The sequence below is a fragment of the Clostridium sp. CM041 genome (assembly GCF_055081035.1).
This window is the reverse complement of the sequence record NZ_CM143648.1, coordinates 1576231-1599794: the sequence shown is the minus strand read 5'-3', so window position 1 is coordinate 1599794 and position 23564 is coordinate 1576231. Positions and strand designations below refer to the sequence as shown.

The 23564-nt window shown below is 31.6% G+C and carries 25 protein-coding genes and 1 riboswitch; of the genes, 20 read left to right on the top strand and 5 right to left on the bottom strand.

The window, feature by feature from the left end; genetic code table 11:
* The first annotated feature begins 242 nt into the window (after positions 1 to 242).
* Complete coding sequence (locus tag ACWJJT_RS07530) at positions 243 to 671, top strand: NfeD family protein (protein ID WP_462956576.1); 429 nt, start codon at positions 243 to 245, stop codon at positions 669 to 671.
* A 30-nt stretch (positions 672 to 701) separates the two neighbouring features.
* Entirely contained in the window at positions 702 to 1667 is a 966-nt protein-coding gene (locus ACWJJT_RS07525) for an SPFH domain-containing protein (RefSeq protein WP_462956575.1), read from the top strand.
* Positions 1668 to 1683: 16 nt separating this feature from the next.
* On the opposite strand, the gene ACWJJT_RS07520 is transcribed toward ACWJJT_RS07525, so the two are convergent.
* Positions 1684 to 2286 (bottom strand): flavin reductase family protein, encoded by a 603-nt coding sequence (locus ACWJJT_RS07520; protein WP_462956574.1) that lies wholly within the window; start codon positions 2284 to 2286, stop codon positions 1684 to 1686.
* A 180-nt stretch (positions 2287 to 2466) separates the two neighbouring features.
* Here ACWJJT_RS07520 and ACWJJT_RS07515 point away from each other — a divergent pair, with 180 nt between their 5' ends.
* Positions 2467 to 2823, top strand: coding sequence for a hypothetical protein (locus tag ACWJJT_RS07515; protein WP_462956573.1), 357 nt, complete (start codon positions 2467 to 2469; stop codon positions 2821 to 2823).
* Between the two features lie 362 nt (positions 2824 to 3185).
* Positions 3186 to 4109: an alpha/beta hydrolase gene (locus ACWJJT_RS07510; protein WP_462956572.1), complete on the top strand. Its 924-nt coding sequence runs from the start codon at positions 3186 to 3188 to the stop codon at positions 4107 to 4109.
* 162 nt (positions 4110 to 4271) lie between these two features.
* Here ACWJJT_RS07510 and ACWJJT_RS07505 read toward each other — a convergent pair whose 3' ends face one another.
* From ACWJJT_RS07505 to ACWJJT_RS07495, 3 genes are all read right to left on the bottom strand, one after another.
* Positions 4272 to 5048, bottom strand: a complete 777-nt coding sequence (locus ACWJJT_RS07505; protein ID WP_462956571.1) for a nitroreductase family protein — start codon at positions 5046 to 5048, stop codon at positions 4272 to 4274.
* Between the two features lie 85 nt (positions 5049 to 5133).
* A complete protein-coding gene (locus ACWJJT_RS07500) occupies positions 5134 to 5931 on the bottom strand; it encodes a metal ABC transporter permease (protein ID WP_462956570.1) in 798 nt (265 codons plus the stop codon).
* 9 nt (positions 5932 to 5940) lie between these two features.
* The gene (locus ACWJJT_RS07495; RefSeq protein ID WP_220286420.1) at positions 5941 to 6600 is read right to left on the bottom strand and encodes a metal ABC transporter ATP-binding protein; all 660 of its coding nucleotides are present in this window, start codon (positions 6598 to 6600) and stop codon (positions 5941 to 5943) included.
* A gap of 304 nt (positions 6601 to 6904) precedes the next feature.
* On the opposite strand from ACWJJT_RS07495, the gene ACWJJT_RS07490 reads away from it, so the two are divergent.
* The 5 genes from ACWJJT_RS07490 (at position 6905) to cobS (ending at position 11649) form a co-directional block, all read left to right on the top strand.
* Positions 6905 to 7165 (top strand): DUF3892 domain-containing protein, encoded by a 261-nt coding sequence (locus ACWJJT_RS07490; RefSeq protein ID WP_253198210.1) that lies wholly within the window; start codon positions 6905 to 6907, stop codon positions 7163 to 7165.
* Positions 7166 to 7335: 170 nt separating this feature from the next.
* Positions 7336 to 8796 carry an IS1182 family transposase gene (locus ACWJJT_RS07485; RefSeq protein ID WP_462956465.1) on the top strand — a complete coding sequence of 487 codons (1461 nt, stop codon included), beginning with the start codon at positions 7336 to 7338 and terminating at the stop codon, positions 8794 to 8796.
* Positions 8797 to 9088: 292 nt separating this feature from the next.
* Entirely contained in the window at positions 9089 to 10171 is a 1083-nt protein-coding gene (gene cobT, locus ACWJJT_RS07480) for a nicotinate-nucleotide--dimethylbenzimidazole phosphoribosyltransferase (RefSeq protein ID WP_462956569.1), read from the top strand.
* A gap of 19 nt (positions 10172 to 10190) precedes the next feature.
* A complete protein-coding gene (gene cobC, locus ACWJJT_RS07475) occupies positions 10191 to 10781 on the top strand; it encodes an alpha-ribazole phosphatase (RefSeq protein ID WP_462956568.1) in 591 nt (196 codons plus the stop codon).
* 118 nt (positions 10782 to 10899) lie between these two features.
* Positions 10900 to 11649: an adenosylcobinamide-GDP ribazoletransferase gene (gene cobS, locus ACWJJT_RS07470; protein WP_462956567.1), complete on the top strand. Its 750-nt coding sequence runs from the start codon at positions 10900 to 10902 to the stop codon at positions 11647 to 11649.
* Between the two features lie 324 nt (positions 11650 to 11973).
* On the opposite strand, the gene ACWJJT_RS07465 is transcribed toward cobS, so the two are convergent.
* Positions 11974 to 12885 carry a transposase gene (locus ACWJJT_RS07465; protein ID WP_462956566.1) on the bottom strand — a complete coding sequence of 304 codons (912 nt, stop codon included), beginning with the start codon at positions 12883 to 12885 and terminating at the stop codon, positions 11974 to 11976.
* Between the two features lie 197 nt (positions 12886 to 13082).
* A riboswitch (cobalamin riboswitch) is annotated at positions 13083 to 13267 on the top strand.
* Between the two features lie 145 nt (positions 13268 to 13412).
* Between ACWJJT_RS07465 and ACWJJT_RS07460 the strand changes: the two genes are divergently transcribed.
* From ACWJJT_RS07460 to ACWJJT_RS07410, 11 genes are all read left to right on the top strand, one after another.
* Positions 13413 to 14246 carry a sirohydrochlorin cobaltochelatase gene (locus ACWJJT_RS07460; protein ID WP_462956565.1) on the top strand — a complete coding sequence of 278 codons (834 nt, stop codon included), beginning with the start codon at positions 13413 to 13415 and terminating at the stop codon, positions 14244 to 14246.
* A 69-nt stretch (positions 14247 to 14315) separates the two neighbouring features.
* Positions 14316 to 15428, top strand: coding sequence for a pyridoxal phosphate-dependent aminotransferase (locus ACWJJT_RS07455; RefSeq protein ID WP_462956564.1), 1113 nt, complete (start codon positions 14316 to 14318; stop codon positions 15426 to 15428).
* A gap of 48 nt (positions 15429 to 15476) precedes the next feature.
* A complete protein-coding gene (locus tag ACWJJT_RS07450) occupies positions 15477 to 16802 on the top strand; it encodes a cobyrinate a,c-diamide synthase (RefSeq protein ID WP_462956563.1) in 1326 nt (441 codons plus the stop codon).
* Between the two features lie 68 nt (positions 16803 to 16870).
* Positions 16871 to 17497, top strand: coding sequence for a precorrin-8X methylmutase (locus ACWJJT_RS07445; protein ID WP_462956562.1), 627 nt, complete (start codon positions 16871 to 16873; stop codon positions 17495 to 17497).
* Positions 17498 to 17589: 92 nt separating this feature from the next.
* The gene (gene cbiD / locus ACWJJT_RS07440) at positions 17590 to 18675 is read left to right on the top strand and encodes a cobalt-precorrin-5B (C(1))-methyltransferase CbiD (RefSeq protein WP_462956561.1); all 1086 of its coding nucleotides are present in this window, start codon (positions 17590 to 17592) and stop codon (positions 18673 to 18675) included.
* 59 nt (positions 18676 to 18734) lie between these two features.
* The gene (cbiE, locus tag ACWJJT_RS07435) at positions 18735 to 19340 is read left to right on the top strand and encodes a precorrin-6y C5,15-methyltransferase (decarboxylating) subunit CbiE (RefSeq protein WP_462956560.1); all 606 of its coding nucleotides are present in this window, start codon (positions 18735 to 18737) and stop codon (positions 19338 to 19340) included.
* Positions 19341 to 19404: 64 nt separating this feature from the next.
* Entirely contained in the window at positions 19405 to 20070 is a 666-nt protein-coding gene (locus ACWJJT_RS07430; protein WP_462956559.1) for a cobalt-factor II C(20)-methyltransferase, read from the top strand.
* Positions 20071 to 20150: 80 nt separating this feature from the next.
* Entirely contained in the window at positions 20151 to 20903 is a 753-nt protein-coding gene (gene cobM / locus ACWJJT_RS07425; RefSeq protein ID WP_462956558.1) for a precorrin-4 C(11)-methyltransferase, read from the top strand.
* A 20-nt stretch (positions 20904 to 20923) separates the two neighbouring features.
* Positions 20924 to 21640, top strand: a complete 717-nt coding sequence (gene cobJ, locus ACWJJT_RS07420; protein WP_216303412.1) for a precorrin-3B C(17)-methyltransferase — start codon at positions 20924 to 20926, stop codon at positions 21638 to 21640.
* A 99-nt stretch (positions 21641 to 21739) separates the two neighbouring features.
* Positions 21740 to 22507, top strand: coding sequence for a cobalt-precorrin-6A reductase (locus ACWJJT_RS07415; protein ID WP_462956557.1), 768 nt, complete (start codon positions 21740 to 21742; stop codon positions 22505 to 22507).
* Positions 22508 to 22715: 208 nt separating this feature from the next.
* Positions 22716 to 23564: a DegV family protein gene (locus ACWJJT_RS07410; RefSeq protein WP_462956556.1), complete on the top strand. Its 849-nt coding sequence runs from the start codon at positions 22716 to 22718 to the stop codon at positions 23562 to 23564.

Below are 23564 nucleotides of genomic sequence, written 5' to 3'. Positions count from 1 at the left end.
TTGTGAAGAGAATGAGAGCAGATATGCGAAAGAAGAAGTCTAAGACGATAAGAAGATGTATAATGCACTAAAATTAAACTTTATTAAGTTTAATATATAAAACATAAAATATATAATTATAGTAGTAACATAATAAAATTGTATTATAAAATGCACAGAAGATGTATAATTAAGATAGAAGTTAGTAATACGTAGGGGAGAAGAGTGTATAATATTAAGTGATATTCGTAAGGGGGTACAACATGAACTGGACGCCGATGATATTTTGGATAGTTGTAGCATTAGCAGCATTAGTTATTGATATTACAACTAGTAGTTTTATGTTTATATGGTTTGCTGTAGGTGCAATGGCGGCAATAATTGCTATTGGGCTAAGTGCATCAATAATTGTTCAAGTAATTGTTTTTGTAGCAGTTAGTGCAGTGGTTATGGCTGTGGGTTATCCTATAGTCAAGAAAACTATAAAAAAAACTGTGAAAAAAACTTTAACTATGGAGGAAGGGTATGTTGGGAAAGAATTTACAATAACAAAAGATATTGATGAAAAAGCAAACATTAAGTTTCAAGGGATTTATTGGACTGTAAAAAATGTTGGAAAACCTTTGAAAAAAGGTGAATCAGTTCAGGTTATCGGTATAGAAGGGAATAAATTACTAATAACTAAAGTATAAGATATATTAAAATATAAGGGGGAATTTGTAATGGGAATAGGAACAGTTATAGGCTTGTTTATATTATTTGTAATAGTTATAATGATTTTATCATCGATTAAGATTGTTAATACTGGATCTGTGTATTTAGTAGAAAGATTTGGTCAGTTTCATAGGATACTAGAACCAGGCTGGCATTTTACAATTGTATTTGCAGATTTTGTTAGAAGAAGGATTTCTACTAAGCAGCAAATATTAGACATACAACCACAGAATGTTATAACTAAGGATAATGTTAATATATCGATTGATAATGTTATATTTTATAAGGTTATTAACTCAAGGGACGCGGTCTACAATATTGAGGATTATAAATCAGGTATAGTTTACTCAACTATAACTAATATGAGAAATATCGTGGGAGATTTGACTTTAGATGAAGTATTATCAGGAAGAGATAGAATAAATTCTAAGCTTCTTGAAATAATCGATGAAATCACGGATGCTTATGGAATAAAAATATTATCTGTAGAAATTAAAAATATAATTCCACCGGCTGAAATTCAACAGGCTATGGAAAAACAAATGAGAGCAGAGAGAGATAAGAGAGCATTTATTCTTACAGCAGAAGGTGAAAAACAAAGTCTAATTGAAAAAGCTGAAGGACATAAGCAAGCTCAAATATTAAATGCAGAGGCTGAAAAACAAGCAAATATTAGACATGCAGAAGGAATGAAGGAATCTCAACTTCTTGAAGCAGAGGGTAAAGCTCGTGCTATAGAGACTATTGCAATTGCAGAAGCAGATGCAATAAGAAAAATAAATACAGCTATTATAGAGTCAGGTACAAATGAAACGGTAATAGCATTAAAACAGATAGATGCTCTTAAAGAAATGGCAAAAAATCCAGCTAATAAACTTATACTTCCAAATGAAACATTGTCAAGTTTAGGCAGTATAGCAGCCATAGCTGATATGTTAAAAATGAATAAGGACTGTGAAAATAAATCAATATAAAGGAAAGCCTGAGCGATCAGGCTTTCTTTTTATTTTTTGAATGAGATTTATTGTTTTTTTTCTGAACTGAATAACCAAATTTCCCTAAAGCGTTAGAATTAACACTGAAATATTCACCATGAGAATATGTAATTAGATCTGCTTTTTCAAAATGAATTTTTCCAAGATTATCTATTAAGTTATTATCTACATGAGTATTTACAATTTCGGCTAAAAATAAATCATGGGTACCTAAAGGTGTGATGCTTTTAACTTTGCACTCTAAAGCTATTGAGCATTCAGAAATTAGAGGCGCTATGACATCCTTGCCATTTTCAATAGTGAAGTTCATTTCGTGAATTTTATCTATTTGCTTACCAGAGCGTACCCCGCAATAATCAACTTCGCGAACCATGCTAGAATTAGGTAGATTTACTACAAAGTCACCACTTTCTTTTATATATTCATAAGAAAGTCTGTCGGGTCTTATGGCTACAGTTATCATTGGTGGTTTAGTACAAGCCATTCCTATCCATCCTACTGTAAAAACATTTGTTATTCCCTCTTTATTTTTTGAGGTGATTAATACTACGGGAACAGGGTTTAACATTGCACTGCCTTTAAATATAGTTTTTGTCATATATTTTCACTCCTATATCTTTATATTGTATAACATTACCCATTATACAATACCTTAGAAGATTTATACAGATGAGAGTAAATTGATTTAAAGAACAGTTAAAAAGTTCACTAATAATAATTTTTTGATAATATGGTATAATAAGTGTATATAAATATAGGTATGGTGATAATTATGACGATGGCAGGAAAAATAATATATGGGTTTGGAAAATTAGTTGGAAATACCGCGGGATATAGTGTTAAACTAACGGGTAATGTTATTTCATCTATAGCCGAAATTTCAGGAAATGAAAAATTAGCCATAAACACTAAGGGGTATGCTACGATAGCTTCTAAAGGGATTGATAAAGCTGTGAAAATAACAGCAGCAGTAACTGCTGTTGCAATAGATAAAACTATTGATGTAGCTTTAAATACTGCACAATATATTGCTGAAAACGCTGTGGAAACAAAAGTGCGGGTTTATGGGCAATCAGAGAAATTCTACGATAAAGATAAATATATAGAGGTTGACTATGAGGTTCTCGAGAAATAAATGGTAATATGTTAAAAAAGATACTTTAATGCAATATTAATTAATTATTTAAATAATATTACTTTGCAAATATATAGTTTAGTGATATAATTTATATGAGAGTAAATGTGAAATATGAAATATTGCTAAAAAAAATGAGAGCTACACTAACCAATCTGTTAAATAATGGATTAATTAGTGTAGCTTTTTGTGTTTAACGATATTTTAGAAGGAAAGTCTTCCGCTTATATAAGGGGGAGTTCAATACTATAACAAAGAGAAAACTTCAGTGGGAGTATAAATCTCCTTCTGAAGTTGCTAATATTGCAGCTCCGTAGGAGATGACTTAATGTCATTTCGAAATATAAATAGGGGATGAAGTTATGATAGTAGAAAATTTTAAGTTTAAAGATAAGGGTGACTTAGAGATATTTGTATATAAATGGCTACCTGATGTGAACGTACAAATTAAGGGGGTAGTTCAGATAGCTCATGGAATGGCAGAGACGGCAGCAAGGTACGAAAATTTTGCAAGTGCACTAACAAATGATGGACTCATTGTTTATGCTAATGACCATAGAGGGCATGGAAAAACCGCAGGGGAAGTCCGAAAACTAGGAGAATTAGGTGAGGATGGATTTAATTCAATGGTTGAAAATATGCATGAACTAAGTGAGATAATTAAAGAAGAAAATCCTAATTTACCTATATTTTTATTTGGGCATAGTATGGGATCTTTCTTAACACAAAGATATGTTTGTTTATATGGAAGTGGATTAAAGGGGGCAATTATTTCAGGATCCTGCGGCAAGCAGGGAATTATTATAGATATAGCAAGACTTATAGCAAAAAGAGAGATTAAGAAAAGTGGAAGAATTGGGGAAAGTAAGAAATTAGATAAATTATCTTTTGGAAGGTATAACAATTCTTTTAAACCAAATAGAACAGCATTTGATTGGTTAAGTAGGGATAACAAACAAGTAGATAAATATATAGACAATCCATTCTGTGGGACGGTTTTTACAACGGGATTTTTCTATGATTTTTTAGGTGGACTAAAGGATATAGCTGATGACAAGGAAATTAAAAATATTCCTAAAGATTTACCCATTTATATTTTCTCGGGGGATAAAGATCCTGTAGGAAAGAATGGAAAGGGTGTTCTAAAACTGGTTAAGACTTATAAAGGACATGGAATCAAGGATTTAACTTATAAACTTTATAAGAATGGAAGACATGAGATGCTTAATGAAACCAACAAGGAAGAAGTAATTGTGGATGTAATAAGGTGGATTAAGGTACATTGAGTTTATTATAAAACAGTAAAAGCAACAGGAGATATGGGTATTGTCTACTGTTGCTTTTAATTTTAAGAAATATCTATTAAAAATTTAATTTAACTCAATAACTCCTGTAGAGTGAACTTGTGAGTAATATATGTTTACAACTTGCAAACGTCAATATATTAATTAAGATTTATTTAATATGGCACTAAGAATATAAAGGGAGTTGCCTACTTCATGATAACTTTGCTTGAGGTCCACCTTATAGCCTAGTTCAATTGCCGAATTATATAAGTGACTAAGCCCTATGCCCATATCTATACGGTTGGTGTCTTTAAGCATCTTTTTAGTTAAAATATTTCTGTTATCTAGATATAAGTCAAATTTATTATTGTTAATTGATAATTTCCAAGGTTGAGAGTTAATTGCAGAGGGGGCATCAATAAGTGATTGTATTATAGTTTTATACTGATTTTCATAAGCACCAGTAACTAGTTTGCTTTTATCAAATCTCTTTCTATTTACAACTGGTTTTAATTGAGAAGTTGGGTACCCAAAAGCAACTAAAATTATATAACTTTGTTTATCTTTTACTTTGAATATTGATTTAAACAACTCCTGTTTAATAGCACTTCCTAACCAACAAGTTCCAATGCCAAGCTCTGTTAGCCTAAGAACTATTTCCTCACCAATGAAGCCTATATTCTCTAAATGACCTTCCTTAATTTCGGAAGTAAAGGCTAAATAATGCGGAGCTTTAACTTTTGTATATTTGGAAATAAGACCTTTAAATGTATCCGTAATTTTTTCACCATCTTCAATTAGTAATGTTTCCATAGGTATATTGTCAAACAAAGGTTTAGCATCATTTATAATAGTTTTAATCTTTTGTAAATGTTCCACGGACATTTTTTTATCTTTATAATTTCTTATGGATTTTCTTGAATTTATAGCTTGTATCATAATAAATTCCTCCACTTTATCTAAATTTTCGACTGCTATTTAGTATTACAGCATCGAATATGATGAACGGCTGAACAGGTGACAATTAAACTTTAGACAATGCTTTTTTGCTGCCAATTACAAGTACTAAGACAAAGACAGAAGTCAGAGCTATAGTTCCCCCAGGGGCACAGTTTATGTAGTAAGATATAAGAAGTCCTAAAATTATGTCAATAAATCCGAACATTATTGAGTAAAGTAGGGTATGCTTAAAACCTTTATTGAGTTGCAGTGATGTTGCTACAGGTAACGCTATCATAGAGGACATAACAAGTATTCCAAGTATTCTTAGCGATGCTGAAATAGTAGCTCCTACGAGTAGCGCAAAAACATAGTTAATCACCTTAACTTTTACACCAGAAACCTTAGCACCCTCTTCATCGAAGGTAATATATAATAATTGATTATATAAAGAAAGTAGAGTTACTATAGAAATAATACTAAGTACAAGCATTATGTATAAATCATTTTTTGTAACAGTCAGAATGCTTCCAAATAAATAAGAATTAACATTGGCACCTGCTTTACCAGTACTTACTAAAGTTATACCAACACCTACACTAAATGTAAGTAAAATTGCCAAAATCAATTCTGCGTATTTTTTATAATAATCTCTTAAAAATTCAATAGATAAACCGCATAGAGCTGTAAAAACAAAAGCACAAATTATGGGGTTATATCCAAGAACTAAGCCAATAGCCACCCCAGCGAAGGAGGCGTGCGACATAGTATCTCCCATCATGGAATACCTTTTTAATACAAGAAAAACCCCTACAATTGGGAACAAAATAGAAATTAAAACTGATGCAATTAAAGCATTTTGCATAAAACCATATTCAAACATAAAGTAATGTTACCCCCTTTCTTCATTTAATTTATTTTTATAATTATGTATATTATAAAGTATTCCGCTACCATTACCCATTTCAAAAATATCAGTTGAATTATCTAATGCAGCTTTTAAATTATGTTCTACAGAAACAACTGTAATACCTAGGTTTTTATTTAAGCCTTTAATAATTCTATATATATCTTCCATACTTTGAATGTCTACACCAGTAGAAGGCTCATCTAAAATTAATAGCTCAGGGTCACCAATTAAACTTCTAGCAATAAAGATTTTTTGTTGCTGACCTCCAGAAAGATTTCCAATAAGCGTATGAGTATGACTTTCCATACCTACAGCTTGTAGACTTTTTAAAATTAAACTTTTATCTTTAAGCTTTAAGACTTTCCTGTGGCAATTTAGCATCTCATAAACTGTTATAGGAAACTGCGCATTAAAATTTTCAACTTTTTGCGCTACATATGCGATTTTAGAAGTAAATATAATAATTTGACCACTATTAGGTTTTAATAAGTTCAATATTAATTTAACTAAAGTACTCTTGGCACTACCATTTTCACCTAGTATTGAGACGTAGCTACCTTTTTCAATTTTAAGATTAACCTTATCTAGTATATATGGCTTTGAATTTGTATATGTAAAACATAAATTTTTTATGTTAATCATGTAAATCCTCCTCACTAATTCTTTCAGTTAACAACTATTAATTATTACAAAATTAACTATGCAAAAGGCAATAATAATATGTGCACAAAAATAGTAGCAACAAATAGTATACACCCAAATGCGAATAACTTGCAATAATCTCTTAGTGTTATAGATAAATAAATATATTAATATTTTTCATAAAATTTATATAATTGGTAAAACTGTATATGGCGATACTTAATTTAAAAGTATATATAATGTTGTTTAAGTATCTACCAATAAGAGATACATGTTTATATGTATTAAGAAAGGTAGTGTTATTTTGAATAAAAACGAAATCTCAGCTCATGTTATTAGTAGAGTAGCGAAAGACAATCAAGGAGAAATTACAGCATACGAACTTGAAAATGGAGAAATAGTTTCAAAAGAACAAGCAGTGCTGCTTGCAAAACAAGGAAATATAAGTGGAGTATCTGTCTCAACTTCAAAAAAAGGTGAAGAATTTTTAAAAAGTCTACCTGATCAAGATAAATCCAATAATTTAGACAATTTACCAGTTATAGATGATAATGATATCTATTAAAGACATAAAAAAACAGGGACGTTCGTTATAGGCCACTGAAAAACTATATGAAAAATCGTCATCTAATTAAAGATGGCGATTTTTTATATAAAAGATTAAAAAACAAAAAGGAATTTTAAAAGATATGTCGAATTAGTATAGTAGAATAAAATAAAAGGGGCTAAACTATTATGCTAAAAGGACAATTGGAAATAAAAATAAATACATACCATGGCTTATATTCGTTAATTATTCCGAAAGATAACATTTTAAAGCAAATTAATGACCTTGTTGACTTTTCATTTGTTTATGACGAATTGATGATTAACTATAGTTCATCTATGGGTAGAGGTGCTATTAACCCCATAATGCTATTTAAATATTTACTTTTGAAAGTAATATATGAATTGTCTGATGAAGATGTTGTTGAAAGAACTCTTTATGACATGTCCTTTAAATATTTTCTAAATTTAGCCCCAGAAGAAACAAATTTAATAAACTCAAGTACACTAACTAAATTTAGAAAGCTTCGCCTTAAAGACATGAATTTATTGGATTTATTAATAAACAAGACTGTAGAACTTGCTATAAAAGAGGGAGTTTTAAAAAGTAAAGCAATAATAGTTGATGCTACGCATACCAAGTCACGTTATAACCAAAAGTCAGCAAGCGAGGAATTATTGAAACGTGCAAAAAACTTAAGAAAAACATTGTACGGAGTACATCCTGGTATTAAAGAAGAGTTACCTAATAAAGTTACAACTGGAGTACTTGAAGATATTCTTGAGTACTGCAAATTATTAATTGATACCATAAACGAGAAGCCAGAAACTGCAGCAAATCCAGCTGTGAAAACTAAATTAAACTACTTAATTGAAGCTATTAATGATGACTTAGAAAATCTAAAAATATCAAAAGATGAGGATGCAAAAGTGGGGCATAAAACTGAGGATAGTTCTTTTTTTGGATATAAATCACACCTTGCTATGAGTGAAGAACGTTTAATTACAGCAGCTGTTATTACAACTGGCGAAAAAAGTGATGGAAAGGAGCTCATAACCTTAATAGAAAAAAGCCGTGAGGCTGGTATAGATGTAAATGAAGTAATTGGAGATACAGCTTATTCTGAAAAGAAAAACCTAGAATATACAAAAGAAAATAAAATTGCATTAATTTCAAGACTAAATCCTGTAATTTCACAAGGAATGCGAAAAAAAGAAGATGAATTTGAGTTTAATAAAGATGCTGGTTTATTTGTATGTCCGGCAGGTCATATGGCTATTAAAAAAGCAAAACAGGGAAAGAAGAATGTTGGTAAAAATCAAGTGCTAACCTACTATTTTAATGTAGAAAAGTGTAAAAATTGTGTTCATAAAGATGGGTGTTATAAAGAAGGCGCTAAATCTAAAACTTATTCAGTTTCAATAAAGTCAAATACTCACAAAGATCAAATAGAGTTCGAAAAAAGTGAATATTTTAAAAAACGAGCTAGGGAACGTTATATGATAGAGGCTAAAAACAGTGAACTTAAGCACCAACATAGCTATGATGTAGCAATATCGTCAGGCTTAATTAGTATGCAAATGCAAGGTGCATTATCAATCTTCACTGTGAATCTAAAGAGAATAATTAAGTTGAAAAGCATGAAATAGGGCTTTTAAAACTTAATTATAAAATAAAAAGCATGAGATATCCAAAATATGAATATCTCATGCTTTTTCTATTCAAGCTTGAAAACTCTACTAAATAAAGAGTGCTTTTTTCAGCGGCCTCGTTCGTTATCCCTGTTTTTTTATGTCTTTAATAAGGGACAGTTAACAACTAATTCACATTAATTGTTAACTGTAATTTAAATCCAAAAAGTTTTTCCTTTGAAAAAAGGGGAAGATGTGTTTAAATGTGTTAATATTATGTAATAAACTATATAAGCAGGAGGGTAAACAAATGGAACTGCTAAACAACACATTACAGCGTATTAAACCACTAAATAAAGAGGCTATGAAAAAAGCGTGGGATAGACTTGATAGTTTATCAAAACCTATAGGAAGTCTTGGTGAAATAGAAAATATTATAGCTAAGATGGCAGGAATTACTGGAGAGATACATAACAAAATTAATAAAAAGAATGTAGTTATAATGTGCAGTGATAATGGAGTGGTGGAAGAAGATGTGTCTAACTGTCCTAAAAACGTAACGGCTATAGTTACTAATAATTTCACTAAAAAAATCACGGGTGTATATGTTTTATCAAAATTTGTTGGAAGTGAGATTACAGTTGTAGATATAGGCGTTGATGCAGACTTTAACAATCCTAAAATTATAAATAAAAAAATTGCATATGGTACCATGAACATGATGAAAGGACCGGCAATGACTAGGGAACAAACAATCAAAGCTATAGAAGTTGGAATTGATACAATTGATGATTTAGCGCGCAAAGGGTATGATTTGTTTGGCACCGGGGAAATGGGGGTAGGAAATACTGCCACAAGTGCAGCAATTTTGAGCGTTCTTTCAGGACTTGAAGTAGAGGTGTCAGTAGGTAAAGGTTCAGGAATTACGCAGGAGCAATTTATTAATAAAAAGAGGGTAATTAAGAAAGCTATTGAAGTAAATAAACCAGATAAAAATGATGTTATCGATGTACTTTCAAAAGTTGGAGGATTTGATATTGCGGGACTATGTGGGTGCTTCCTGTCAGCTGCGAAGAATAGGGTGCCTATTGTTATTGATGGATTTATAGCCTCAGCAGCTGCATTATGTGCTTATAGACTAAACCCATTAGTGAAGGAATATATATTTGCATCTCACTTATCTGCGGAACCGGGGGCAGCTTTTATAATGAAGGAAATAGGATTAAAACCTATGCTAAATTTGAACATGAGACTGGGGGAAGGGTCAGGTTGTCCTCTTGCTTTTAATATAATTGAGGCGGCGCTTTTCACTATGGATAATATGGGGACATTTGAAGAGGCAACGCTTGATAGTAAAAAGTATATAGATATAAGGGAGAATACCGTAGGGTAAAATTTAGGTGTGAAAATTTATGAATATTTATTTGTTAAGGCATGGCCAGACTGAAGAAAATAGAAAAGGGTCTTATTATGGTAATTTGGATATAAGTCTAAATGAAATTGGCATAACTCAAGGCAATAAGGCTAAAGATTTCTTTGATGGCATAAAATTAGATAGAGTATATGTTAGTGATAAAAAAAGAACTTTAGAAATGGCAAAGCTAGTTTTAGGACAACAGGAAATTGGAGTTATACAAGATAATAGAATAAATGAAACTGATTTTGGAGATTTTGAAGGGAAAACATACGAGGAAATTAAAGTTTCATATCCCCAACAGTGTATTTGTTGGCAAAATAATTGGAAAGAATTTGTACCTCCGAATGGAGAAAGTTATATTAAACTATGTGAAAGAGTTAAGAACTTTATGGAGCATATTAAAAAGCTAGAATGCGATAATATTTTAATATGCGCTCATTCGGGAGTCATAAGAGCTATATATTGTTATATTATGAATGAAAATATAGATTTGTTTTGGAAATTTGGTTGTAAAAATGGGGATATAAGCATTATAAAATATGAATATGGTAATTTATATATTGATGCTATTATTCATAATGCATAGTTAGAAAATTGATTTGAGGTATATTTAGTTCTTGCCGATTAACTTTAAAATTAAAATAAACATTACTATTTAGGAAAGAGGTGAGCTTTGCAAGGACAAGTCTTTGCGAGCAAATAAAATGAGAGAATATTTAAATAATTTTTTACTGTTTTTCCAATTCTTCACACGGATACCTATAAATAAAAGTTTAAACTGTGACAAGGAAAACTTTAGGCGGGGATCTGTATTTTTTCCGGTGGTAGGATTATTTATAGGAATTGTCCAGTGGATAACTTATTATATATTAATAAAAGTGCTGCCAGTAGATATTACAGCAATATTTGTAGTTATTATACCGATAGTTATTACTGGAGGATTACATGTGGATGGACTTGGAGATACTTGTGATGGTTTCTTTTCGTTTAAAGGAGACAAACATAAAATAATAGAAATTATGAAGGACAGCACAGTAGGCACTTATGCAACTATTGCTATAGTATTTGATATGTTAGCACGATATGCAGCGGTCTGCACTATCATAGGAAAGAATTTACCACTCATATTAATTGCAACGCCAATAATTGCAAGATTTACCGTTGTCTTTATATCTTTTATTGGTAAGAATGCTAAAGAAACAGGCTCGGGTAATATATTTATTGGAAATATTGACATAAAAAGGGTGGTAATTTCGGGTGTTATAACTATTGTATTTGGAACCTTATTAATAGGATTTAATAAAAGTGTTATATTGATACTATCAGCGTTACTTTTAAGTTTCCTATTTAATAAGTTTTGCGAGAGTAAAATTACGGGACTTACGGGAGATAGCTTAGGAGCTAATAATGAATTAGTTGAAATTCTAACTATGATTTTATTTATAGCAATATAACAATATAACAATAAGGTAGATGTAACAATAAGGTAAGGTAGATGAAATAAATGGGGACGGTTAACAATTATTTATCTTCTAAAAAGGTACAAGTTATTTATCGAAACTTGTACCTTTTTATTGTTGATTTAATTTATTGAACACTAATTTTAGATATTTTTATATTATACATAGTAAAATGTATATTTTTGATACTTGTCCATATTTTATTAAAAACAAATGTCCATCTGTTATCCTATTTTTTTTATTTAATATAACAGATTTAATAAATAGATAGGTTAAAATAAATAATTAATCATAATATTGAAACTTAATAAATTATTACTAAGCATAACGTTTAATAAAATCCATGATAATATTCTCGTATTTTTCTTCTGTTCCAATTAATTCGATGCCAATAGTGCTTAATCTTGATACTCTAGCCTGTGTAATGTTTCCAAGAGTGCTGGATATATCGCTAGATTTAAAATTGCAGAGGCTCCTCATTAGAACAACGGTTAAGGCTTTTGCCCGTACAAGCTTTCTACTGTACTTCATATAAAGATTAGTCTTTGATACATTCATCTTTGACGCTATAAATTCTATTATATCTTCTGGCTTAAAATTCCTTACAAGTATCTTTCGTTCACATTTATACTCTGCTTTTTCATCTTTAAATTCTATTTCTTGTTTTAATTTTTCTCCATTACAGCGAAAGATAAGATTATAGTAATTCTTTCTTGCATTTTTTAGGTTATTACCAAAAGAACTCATAATAAATCCGTAATCAACTAATTTAAAGGAATCATGTCTTTTTCCTAAAAATATGGCTAGACTAGAAAAAGCATATTTTTCGGGACAATTTTTATATTCATCTATATCCGTAGGATTATTGTGTATATATAGGGATAAAGTCTTCAAATATCGTTCATTATTAACTATTTTACTCTTAAATCTATCTTTAAAAAGATGTCCTTCCCTTTTATACTTTTTATTAAAATACATTGCATAAGAAAAATTTATTCCATGCATTACTTTTGATATATCAGCACCATTAGCATCAATCATTAAATGTGAATGGTTATCCATAAGACAGTAACCGTAGATTTTAAAATTATAGAGATATTTATACTTCTTTACAAGTGATAAATACTTGTTCTTATCCTCATCATCCTTAAATAAATTTATTTCGCTGATACTTTTGCACATAATATGAAATATAGAGTCATCTGTTTTTTCTCTTGCCTTTCTTGGCATTAAAATCACCCTTCCTCATAGATTTTCATTTGAATTATTGCCTATGAATCGGGATGATATTCATATTCATAATCTTAAGTTAGCATATAAATAGTTTAAATAGTTGTTAACCGTCCCTAACTATTTGCCCTATTAAACTAAGGTTACACTCTAAATATTGACAGTAAGGCTTAAGTATAATAAACTAGAACTAATAGAGAATTGAATATAATTTTAGGTGCCTTGAAATAGGTGAAAAGGGAATGCGGTTTGAATCCGCAGCAGCCCCCGCTACTGTAATTGATGAGAAACTTTTAAATTCCACTTCGTAAATTAAAAATGAGGGAGGAAAATTAAAGGAAGAATCAAAAGCCAGGAGACCTGCCTAAATGATGTTAACAAGCTTTCGGAGGGAAAGAACTATTTAATTATGGATTAATTAAAAAGTAGTCGCTATCGTATGCGTACTATTTTTTTTGTTTTAAAAAGCATTATATGTAAATGTTATGATATATTTCTGAAAATATTTAGTAAGGTGGATGAACGAAATGAAGAAGGCAATTTTAATTGTAAGTTTTGGAACAACACATGAAGATGCAAGAAAAGTAACTATCGATGCAATAGAAGATAAAATAAGACATACTTTCGAAGATTATGATATAAGAAGAGCGTTTACTTCGCATATTATTCTTAGAGTACTTAAGAATAGGGGTAATATTCATGTAGATACTCCAGAAGAAGCTTTGGAAAAGTTAAAAAGCGAAGGATATAATGAGGTAATTGTTCAGCCTTTGCATGTTATTCCTGGAGTAGAATTTGATTATATAAATAATGTAGTTAATAGATACAAAGAATGTAAAGCATTTAAAAATATCTTAATAGGAAGACCTCTTTTATGTTTTAAGGGTGAAGAATCAGACGTGCCAGATGATTACTCAATAATGGTGGATGCTCTATCAAAGCAATTGCAACCAATGGATACAGTAATTTTGATGGGGCATGGTACAAACCATATTGCAAATGCAGTATATTGCTGTTTTGAAAGCGTTTTAAGGGATAGAGGTTTTAACAATGTACATGTAGCAACCGTGGAAGGGTATCCAACTTTGGAAAGAGTAATACCTAATGTTACTACCCGGAGTATTAGCGAAGTCACTTTAATGCCACTACTGTTCGTAGCGGGAGAACATGCCAAGAATGACATGGCGGGAGATGCAGAGGACTCCTGGAAGAGTATTTTAGAGGCAAAAGGGTTTAAAGTTAAAATATATCTGCATGGGTTAGGGGAAAATAGTGACGTTCAAGACATTTATATACAGCACATTAATGATGTAATTAATGAAAAGTTTAAGAATGTAGGGAAAACACATAAGGGAAATTAAAATTCTGCGTAAGTTATAAGTAACTAAAGTACGGTAGATGAGAGTTACAAGTAGAAAGGAAGGTATTCAATGATACATGGTGGAGATGTTTATACTAATGGATTACTTGAGGGGCGAGAATTAATAGATTACAGTTCTAATATTAATCCATTAGGGGTTCCTAAAAGTTTCACTGATAACATTAGTGAAGCCGTAGATGCTTTAACAAGATATCCAGATATTCAATATAGGGAGGTATTGAAAGAATTAAAAGAATACATTGATTGCCCAAAAGAATATTTTGTTTTAGGAAATGGGGCTGCAGAAATAATTGACTTAGTTATAGCTTGTCATAAAAATCTACTAATTGTGGTGCCATCTTTTGTAGAGTACGAAATTGATGCTAAAAAGTGGAATTGTAGTATAGAGTATTCTTATTTAAAAGAGAAGATTGATGATAATACCTTATTAAAGCATGAATATGCTGAGCTTTCCTATGATTATGAGGATATTCTTAATAGATTACAGAGTGTAGAAGGTGTGGTTTTAGGTAATCCGAATAACCCCAATGGCAATATCATAAATAAGGCTGAGTTTCAAAAAATTCTTGAATATTGTGAATGTAACGACAAAGTCATAATAATAGATGAGGCTTTTATAGAATTTACTGGAGATTCACAGCACAGTTTCAGTGAAAAAGTTAAAACATACAAATGTTTATTTATAATAAGAGCATTAACCAAATTTTTTGCGATGCCTGGTATAAGGTTTGGGTATGGAATAAGTAGTAACGTAGACCTATTAAAAAAAGTTAAAGAAAAACAAAACCCCTGGAACATAAACTGTTTTGCAGAAATGGCTGCACGTCATGTGTTAAAAGATAACGTTTATATTGAAAAAAGCAAAGAGTGGATAAGAGCGGAAAGGCCTAGGTTTATAAGATCACTTGAAAATATTTCATTTATAGATAAAGTATATTTAACCTATGGAAATTATGTATTATGCAAATTAAAAGGACTGGACTCAGAGACACTTTATAAACTATGCCTAGCTCAAGGATTTGTTATAAGAAAAGCAGATAACTTTAGAGGAATAGATAAACAATATGTAAGGCTTGCTATTAAGGATAATGATAGGAATGGAAAATTGATTAAGTGTTTGAAAAACTTAGAATTGATAGTGAAAACATTGGGGGACAGTTAACAACTAATTGCACATTAGGGGATAGTCCGCAAAAGGATGTGAATATAAATGAAGAGTATAGTCATAGCTTCAGATTCAAGTGGTGGTGGTAAGACCACAGTAACACTCGGAATTATGAAAGCGTTTAAAAATAGGGGATTTGAGATACAAGGGTATAAAGTAGGACCTGATTATATAGACTCAGCTTTTCATACAAAGATAACAGGTAAAGGTTCAAGAAATTTGGATTTGTATCTTATGGGAGAGGCGGGAGTTAAGGCTAGCTTTTCTAGAGGATGCGGAGAATTGGGTGTAGTCGAAGGTGTAATGGGTTTATATGATGGAAAAGGCATAAATACATCCTATTCTGCGTATCACGTGTCAAAGGTTTTAGACTTGCCTATCATACTTGTATTGTCTCCAAAGGCTCAGGTAGCAACCCTCTGTGCAGAAATTAATGGAATAGTAAATTTTAAAGATGCAAATATAAAGGGCATAATACTAAATAATATAACAGAAAATTATTATAAGTTACTTAAGGCAGCAATTAAAGAAAACTGTAACTTGAAAGTGTTAGGCTATCTTCCAAAAGATGAACGATTAAGCTTAAAAAGTAGGCACTTAGGGCTAATTCAAAGCAGTGAAACAGAGGATTTAGATGAGAAAATTGAAATCTGTGCCAAGTTATTAGAAAAGCATTTGGATATGGATTTATTGTTAGAACAATTTAAAGAAAGTGAAAGGCATATAGATGATTTCCATGTGGAGAATAAGGGGAAAAGGATAGCTGTAGCCTATGACAAGGCCTTTAGTTTTTATTATAAAGAAAATTTAGAGCTTCTAGAGGAAATGGGACAAGTTATATATTTTAGTCCAATTAAAGATAAGAAGCTACCCAGTAATATTGATTTTCTTTACATAGGTGGAGGGTACCCTGAGGTTTTTATAAAGGAGCTATCTGAAAATACATCAATGCTTGGCAGTATAAAAAAAGCTCTTGATAATGGGCTACACTGTTACGCCGAATGTGGAGGATTAATGTATCTTACTGAGGGAGAAAAACTGCAAGGCGAAGAAAAAATATCACATAATACTGTTGGCTTTTTTAAGGGGTATTACACCTTAACAAAAAAGCTTCAGAACTTTGGGTATGCAGAAATAAAGGTAGGGGTAGAAAATAATATTTTACCACAAAATATGAGTATAAACTGTCATGAGTTTCATAAATCTATTGTTAATTTATCTGAAGAAAAGGTATTTAAGCTTTCTAAAGAGGGTTATGATGGATATGAGAAAAATTGGCAATGCGGATATGTTAAAAAAAATACTGTGGCAGCTTATGGACATGTGCATTTTTGGGGAAACTTACAATGGTTTAAGGAGATTTTTAAATAGATTAATTAGTTGTTAACCGTCCCTACCTATGAACACTTATTTAAATTAAAAGAAAAGGAGATTAAAATATGGATTATATAAAGATTCCTATGGATATAGAAAAAAAAAGCTTCGAAATTATTGGAGAAGAAATGGGAGCACATAAATTTTCCGGCAGAGAGCTTTCAATAATCAAAAGAGTAATACACACTACAGCAGATTTCGATTATAAAAACATAGTTTATATTAGGGATGGAGCTATTGATGAGGCTGTAGAGTTACTTAAAAATGGAGCTACCATTTATACTGATACAAAAATGGCGCTGGCAGGTATAAACAAAAAAGCTCTTAAAGATTTAAATTGTAAGGCTTTATGCTATGTAGGCGATGAAAAAGTGGCAGAGATAGCAAAAGCGCGTCACATAACGCGGTCTATGGCAGCAGTTGAAAAAGCGGTAGATGATGGAGTAGAATTTTTCATATTTGGAAATGCACCTACAGCTTTGTTTAGATTAAAGGAACTGATCGAGGAAGGAAAGTGTAATGCTAAATTTATATTGGCAGCACCTATAGGTTTTGTTGGAGCAGCAGAATCTAAGAAAGAAATTGAAAAATTAGATCTGCCAATGATAACAGTGCGAGGAAGAAAAGGTGGAAGCACAGTAGCTGCATCCATTTTAAATGCACTGATGTACATGATAGTAGATAGGAGTTAGTAATCCGCTAGAGTTTCATAGTTATTAGGCATTTTGAAATAAATGTTAGGTATCTTTAAATGAATAAGAAACTTAACAGGGGGTACGTAATAATGCTGAATTTATATGTTAATAGTAATGGAAAAAAGCTTAGATGTGGATATACCACTGGTTCTTGTGCTGCTGGGGCAGCAAAAGCTGCCACACAAATTTTATTTTATGATACCGAAATAGACGAGATAAGGATAGATACTCCAAAGGGTATAGAATTATTGCTACCAATATCTAAGGTAGCAAAGGGAGAAAATTTTGCTGAGTGTTGTATTATAAAAGATGCGGGGGATGACCCTGATGCAACTAATGGTATAGAAATTTGGGCAAGGGCTGAAAAAGCAGAATCAGTATATACATTAAAAGGTGGAAAAGGTGTAGGGATAGTTAGAGGAGAAGGATTATATGTACCCAAAGGGGAATGGGCAATAAACCCAGTACCTAGAAAAATGATAGAAAAAGAAGTAAAAGAGGTGCTTCCTAAGAACTCTGGGATTACAATAACTATATTTGTACCTAAGGGAGAAGAAATAGCCAAGAAAACATTTAATCCTAGACTTGGCATTGAAGGTGGTATATCAATACTCGGAACAACAGGAATTGTGACACCAATGTCAGAAGAAGCTCTCACACAATCTATACATATAGAAATATGTCAAAAGGTAGCTGCGGGGCATAAAAATCTTACCTTAGTTTTTGGTAACATGGGTGAGATTGTGGCTGCACAGGTAGGCCTTAAAGTTGACAATATAGTAATGATTTCAAATTTCATAGGATTTGCACTAAACAGCTGTATGGAAAAGGAAGTAGAAAGTGTAATTTTAGTAGGACATATAGGAAAGGTAAGTAAAATTGCAGCGGGATGTTTTCAAACTCACAGTAGAGTATGTGATGTGAGGCTTGAAGTAATAGCTTTAGAACTGGCATTGGTTGGAGCGCCTACGCAGCTTATTACACAGGTATATAAGGAAAAAACTACTGAAGGAGCAATAAAGCTAGTAGGTGAAGATTATAAGGATATATATGAAAATATTGCAAAGAAGGTAAAGCGAAGATTATTTCAGTATACTTATGAAACAATTCCGGCAGAGGTTATTATGTTTTCTATGGATAAGGGAATTCTCTGTGACACAAGAAAGAATAGTTAAAATGGTTAGGGACAGTTAACAACTAATAGATGAATAAAGAATGAAAGGTAGCAGAGTATATGGTTTATATAGTGGGTATTGGGCCTGGAAGCCCTAAATATATTATTCCTTTGGCAGTAGAGACTATGGAAAAGGTTGATGTAATCATAGGATTTGAAAGAGCTGCAATGAGTATACCAAAGATTAATGTCGAAAAGATAGTAGTGAAAACATTAAAGGATATTATGAATTTTATAACAGAAAACATAGAGAAGGATATCGCAATAATAGCATCAGGTGATCCATGCTTTTATGGTATCACAAATTATATAAAGAGTAATTTTAAAAGCAAAATAGAAATAGTACCTGGTATAAGTTCTTTTCAATACTTAATGTGTAAGCTCCAAAAGCCGTGGCAAAACGCTTATTTAGGTAGTATGCATGGAAGACGAGAAGAATTCATAAAAATAGTGCGGGAACACGAGATATCTGTGTGGCTTACGGATAAAAGTAATTCACCACAAGCTTTATGTAGAAAGCTCTATGAAAATAATATTGAAGCCACAGCATATGTTGGGGAAGAATTATCATACGAGGATGAAAGAATAATTAAAGGTACAGTGGAAGAAATTAAGGAAAAAACTTTTAATGACCTTAGTGTGGTTGTTATAGAAAATTTAAATTAAGTAAGACACATAAAAATGAACAATAATGATTTGTTTGTGCTTACTTAGATATGGGGGATTAAACATGGCAAAATTATATGGTGTAGGGGTAGGACCAGGAGATAAGGAATTACTTACAATAAAAGCAATAAAAACAATTGGAAAATGTGATGTAATAGTAGTGCCTAGTGCTATGAATGGAGGCAAAAGTATAGCACATGAAATAGCAGAAGAGTATATTAATGAGGACTCTGAGGTGCTAGTTAAGCATTTTCCTATGGGGGGAGAAGAGCAGGAATCTAAAATATATGAAGCATTTAAAGCTGTTGAAGAAAAGCTAAAAGCTGGGAAAGATGTGGCTTTCTTAACTATAGGCGACCCGTTTGTATATAGTACATATATATATCTTTTAAATTATATAAAGGAAAGCGGATATGAAGTTGAAACAATTCCAGGTATAACATCATTTTGTGCTTGTGCGAGTATTGCAAATGAGTATTTAGTAATTGGTAATGAGCCTCTTTTAATACTTCCAGCATCTAGGCTTGATACTATAAAGGATGAAAAATTCTTAGTAATTATGAAGGCTTATAAAGTAGAAGAGGAAGTAATAAATCATCTAGAAGCAAAGGGATATAGCTATGTATATGTTAAAAAAGCAGGTAGGGAAGGACAAGAAGTTCTAAGGAGCCGTTCGGATATATTAAAAAATAAAGAGTACATGAGTTTAATAATTGCTAAGAAGGAATAGGGTAGGGACGGGTAACAATTAATTAAGCAGGGACGGTTAACAACTATATCAATAATAATTAATAAGGATAGGTGGATTTTATGGTTTATTTTATAGGTGCAGGGCCAGGAGATGTGGATTTAATAACAGTTAAGGGAAGAAATATATTATCTAGTGCAGATGTAGTTATATATGCGGGGTCGCTTGTGAGTGCTGAGCATATGACTTTTTGTAAGGAAGATGCAGTAATTCATAATTCCGCTTCAATGACACTCGAAGAAGTTATTGAGGTTATGAGAAAGGCACATATTGAAAATAAAAATGTAGTAAGACTACATACTGGAGACCCAGCTATATACGGAGCTATAAAAGAACAAATGGATGAGTTAGATAATCTAAATATAGATTATTCAATAGTACCAGGAGTAAGCTCCTTTTCAGCAGCAGCTTCTGTTATAAAAAAAGAATTCACACTTCCAAGTGTAACTCAAACTTTAATTTTAACAAGAGTAGAGGGTAGAACCCCAGTACCTGAAACAGAAGATTTAGAAAAACTTGCATCAGTTGGAGCATCTATGGCTATTTTTTTATCTATAAGTATGATAGACAAGGTAGTTGCAAAGCTTAAAGCAGGTTACGGAAGGAATGTTCCAATAGCTGTGATTGAAAGAGCTACTTGGCCAGATGAAAGAGCTATTATTGGGACTTTAGATGATATAGCAGAAAAGGTAAAAATAGCTAAAATAACAAAATGTGCTCAAATTCTTGTAGGCGATTTTATAGATTGTGAATATGAAAAGAGCCTTTTGTATGACAAGACTTTTACACATATGTTTAGAGAAGGAAAAAAATAGATAGCGAAGGGGATGTAGAATTGGGGAAATTATATGTAATAGGAATAGGACCAGGTGGTCTTTCTCATATGACAATAAGAGCGATGGAAGCCATTAAAGAGAGTGATATAGTTGTAGGCTATAACAAATATATAGATATGATAAAACCATTATTACAAGGCAAGGAAGTATTCTCTACAGGCATGATGGGAGAAGAAGAGAGATGCAAAAAGGCATTAGAGCTTTGCCGTGGTAAGATAGTTAGTGTAATAAGTACTGGTGATGCTGGAATTTACGGAATGGCGGGATTAATTCTTCAGCTTCGAATAGATGAGGAGGTTGAGGTTATTCCGGGAGTTACAGCATCGTCAGCTGCAGCTTCAGTGCTAGGAGCACCTTTAATGCATGACAATTGTAACATAAGCTTAAGCGATTTAATGACTCCATACGAACTAATTACAAAAAGAGTAAAGTTAGCCGCAGAAGGCGATTTCATAATTTCATTATATAATCCTAAAAGTAAGGGTAGACCTCATTATTTAAAAGAAAGTATAGATTTAATAAAAAAATATAGAGAAGGAACCGTACCAATAGCCGTAGTTAAAAATGCGCTTAGGGATGGACAAGAAGTAAGTATATCTACATTAGATACCTTTGATGAAAACATAGTTGATATGCTTTCAATTGTTATAATTGGTAACAGTCAAAGCTATGTAAAAGATGGTAAGTTTATAACACCAAGAGGTTATAAGGTTTAAAAAAATTGAGGGACAGTTAACAACTTTTTAGCTATTAGTAAACTAATAAGTAAGAAAAAGTTGTTAACCGTCCCCAACTATTTTAGGATGTGAATAAAAATGATAGGTTTAATTGTAGGGACTTCAGAGGGGAAAAATATTCTTGCAGGACTGAATGGGTTTACAGAGGATATTTTCATCTCAACAGCTACGGCTTATGGCGCAGAGCTTTTGAAAAATTATAAATATAAAATTTTCAATGAAAAACCATTAGACCTTTCAGGGTTAATGAAAGTCATACGATTACATGATATTAAAATATTAATTGATGCATCTCACCCTTATGCTCTAGAAATTACTGAAAATGCAATGGAAGCATGTAAAATCTATGGAGTACAATATGTTAGATATGAGAGGCCATCAGTTGTGGAAAAATTTAAGAAAAATAAAAATGTTATTGTGGTGGAGGATTATGATAGTCTATATACACAGCTTACAAAAGTAGAGGGAAATATTTTAAATACCACTGGTAGCAGAAATATAGATAAAATTCTAAGTTTTAATTTAAAGAATAGGATAATACATAGGGTTTTACCTTCTGTTAAGGTTCTAGAAGAGATTTTAGAATTAGGAATAAGAGTTGAGGATATAGTGGCAATGAAGGGTCCTGTAGGCTATGAATTAAATTGTGGCTTTATTAAAGAATACAAGGCTAAGGCGATACTCATGAAGGATAGCGGAGTTCAAGGTGGAACTTACGACAAAATAAAAGCAGCTATAGATAATAATATACCAGCGTTTATAATAGGAAGAAAACCAATGGTATATTCACAGGTGTTTTATAGTGAAATAGAACTTATAAAATATATATCGGAATTAACGATGTGAAAATTAGTTTATACAAACCCCTTTAGTTTAATATAAGCTAAAGGGGTTTATGATTATGTATTAATTCATTAACTGTCTCACATACCTGTATGCATACATTTGTAGTTATTTGTATAAACGAATTAAAATGATTGTGGATGTATCACTATTGATACACATATATTATAGTGATATAATATTGATATTATGTAATGTAGGAGGATTTAATTTGAATAAAATAGCGTTGATTACAGACACTACAAGCGATTTAAGTAAAGAAACAATAGAGAAATATAATATAAATGTATTACCCTTTAGGATTATCTATCCTGATAGAGAATATTTGGATAATGTAGATATATCGCCACAAGAAGTTTATGAGAATATGAAAACAGAAGTACCTACATCCTCTTTGCCATCAATGAAGGATATGGAAGAACTATTTTTGAAATTAGAAGAAGAAGGATACACCCATGTTATAGCAATAACCTTATCTACTGGGTTATCAGGTATATTTAATGCTGTGAAGCTTACAAGTGAAAATCATCCAAGTATTATTACTCATGTATGTGATTCACAATCTATAGCCCTAGGCGAAGGATTAATAGTAACGGAATGTGGAAAGCTAGTACAAGAAGGAAAGAGTTTTGAAGAAATTGTTGAAGCTATTTTGTCTATTAAAAAAAGAATCCATCTATACTTTGTAGTAGGAACTTTAGAGTACTTAAAAAGAGGTGGAAGAATAGGGAAAGTTGCAGGCACAATAGCTGAGCTTTTAAACATTAAACCTATAATTTCGTTTGATGATGAAGGTAAGTATTGTACATGTGAAAAGGTAAGGGGTAGAAAGCAATCTCTTAATAAACTTGTAGAACTTACAAATAACATTTTAGATAAAAAGAAGTGTAAGGTTTATATATTACACGGTGATGCATTAGAAGAGTCTAAAAAAGTAATGGAAAGTATAAGTCTCCATCCAAATGCTATTTCCGTAGAATTCGGAGGATATATAAGTCCTGTATCAGGGGTTCATAGTGGACCAGGTTTGGTAGGAATGGTTTGTATAGAGGAACCTTAA

What these genes read in the sequence shown, in the direction of transcription:
- ACWJJT_RS07530 (WP_462956576.1), top strand. Translation starts at nt 243, where the DNA reads ATGAACTGGACGCCGATGATATTTTGGATAGTTGTAGCATTAGCAGCA.
- ACWJJT_RS07525 (WP_462956575.1), top strand. Translation starts at nt 702, where the DNA reads ATGGGAATAGGAACAGTTATAGGCTTGTTTATATTATTTGTAATAGTT.
- ACWJJT_RS07520 (WP_462956574.1), bottom strand. Translation starts at nt 2,286, where the DNA reads ATGACAAAAACTATATTTAAAGGCAGTGCAATGTTAAACCCTGTTCCC.
- ACWJJT_RS07515 (WP_462956573.1), top strand. Translation starts at nt 2,467, where the DNA reads ATGGCAGGAAAAATAATATATGGGTTTGGAAAATTAGTTGGAAATACC.
- ACWJJT_RS07510 (WP_462956572.1), top strand. Translation starts at nt 3,186, where the DNA reads ATGATAGTAGAAAATTTTAAGTTTAAAGATAAGGGTGACTTAGAGATA.
- ACWJJT_RS07505 (WP_462956571.1), bottom strand. Translation starts at nt 5,048, where the DNA reads ATGATACAAGCTATAAATTCAAGAAAATCCATAAGAAATTATAAAGAT.
- ACWJJT_RS07500 (WP_462956570.1), bottom strand. Translation starts at nt 5,931, where the DNA reads ATGTTTGAATATGGTTTTATGCAAAATGCTTTAATTGCATCAGTTTTA.
- ACWJJT_RS07495 (WP_220286420.1), bottom strand. Translation starts at nt 6,600, where the DNA reads ATGATTAACATAAAAAATTTATGTTTTACATATACAAATTCAAAGCCA.
- ACWJJT_RS07485 (WP_462956465.1), top strand. Translation starts at nt 7,336, where the DNA reads ATGCTAAAAGGACAATTGGAAATAAAAATAAATACATACCATGGCTTA.
- cobT (WP_462956569.1), top strand. Translation starts at nt 9,089, where the DNA reads ATGGAACTGCTAAACAACACATTACAGCGTATTAAACCACTAAATAAA.
- cobC (WP_462956568.1), top strand. Translation starts at nt 10,191, where the DNA reads ATGAATATTTATTTGTTAAGGCATGGCCAGACTGAAGAAAATAGAAAA.
- cobS (WP_462956567.1), top strand. Translation starts at nt 10,900, where the DNA reads ATGAGAGAATATTTAAATAATTTTTTACTGTTTTTCCAATTCTTCACA.
- ACWJJT_RS07465 (WP_462956566.1), bottom strand. Translation starts at nt 12,885, where the DNA reads ATGCCAAGAAAGGCAAGAGAAAAAACAGATGACTCTATATTTCATATT.
- ACWJJT_RS07460 (WP_462956565.1), top strand. Translation starts at nt 13,413, where the DNA reads ATGAAGAAGGCAATTTTAATTGTAAGTTTTGGAACAACACATGAAGAT.
- ACWJJT_RS07455 (WP_462956564.1), top strand. Translation starts at nt 14,316, where the DNA reads ATGATACATGGTGGAGATGTTTATACTAATGGATTACTTGAGGGGCGA.
- ACWJJT_RS07450 (WP_462956563.1), top strand. Translation starts at nt 15,477, where the DNA reads ATGAAGAGTATAGTCATAGCTTCAGATTCAAGTGGTGGTGGTAAGACC.
- ACWJJT_RS07445 (WP_462956562.1), top strand. Translation starts at nt 16,871, where the DNA reads ATGGATTATATAAAGATTCCTATGGATATAGAAAAAAAAAGCTTCGAA.
- cbiD (WP_462956561.1), top strand. Translation starts at nt 17,590, where the DNA reads ATGCTGAATTTATATGTTAATAGTAATGGAAAAAAGCTTAGATGTGGA.
- cbiE (WP_462956560.1), top strand. Translation starts at nt 18,735, where the DNA reads ATGGTTTATATAGTGGGTATTGGGCCTGGAAGCCCTAAATATATTATT.
- ACWJJT_RS07430 (WP_462956559.1), top strand. Translation starts at nt 19,405, where the DNA reads ATGGCAAAATTATATGGTGTAGGGGTAGGACCAGGAGATAAGGAATTA.
- cobM (WP_462956558.1), top strand. Translation starts at nt 20,151, where the DNA reads ATGGTTTATTTTATAGGTGCAGGGCCAGGAGATGTGGATTTAATAACA.
- ACWJJT_RS07415 (WP_462956557.1), top strand. Translation starts at nt 21,740, where the DNA reads ATGATAGGTTTAATTGTAGGGACTTCAGAGGGGAAAAATATTCTTGCA.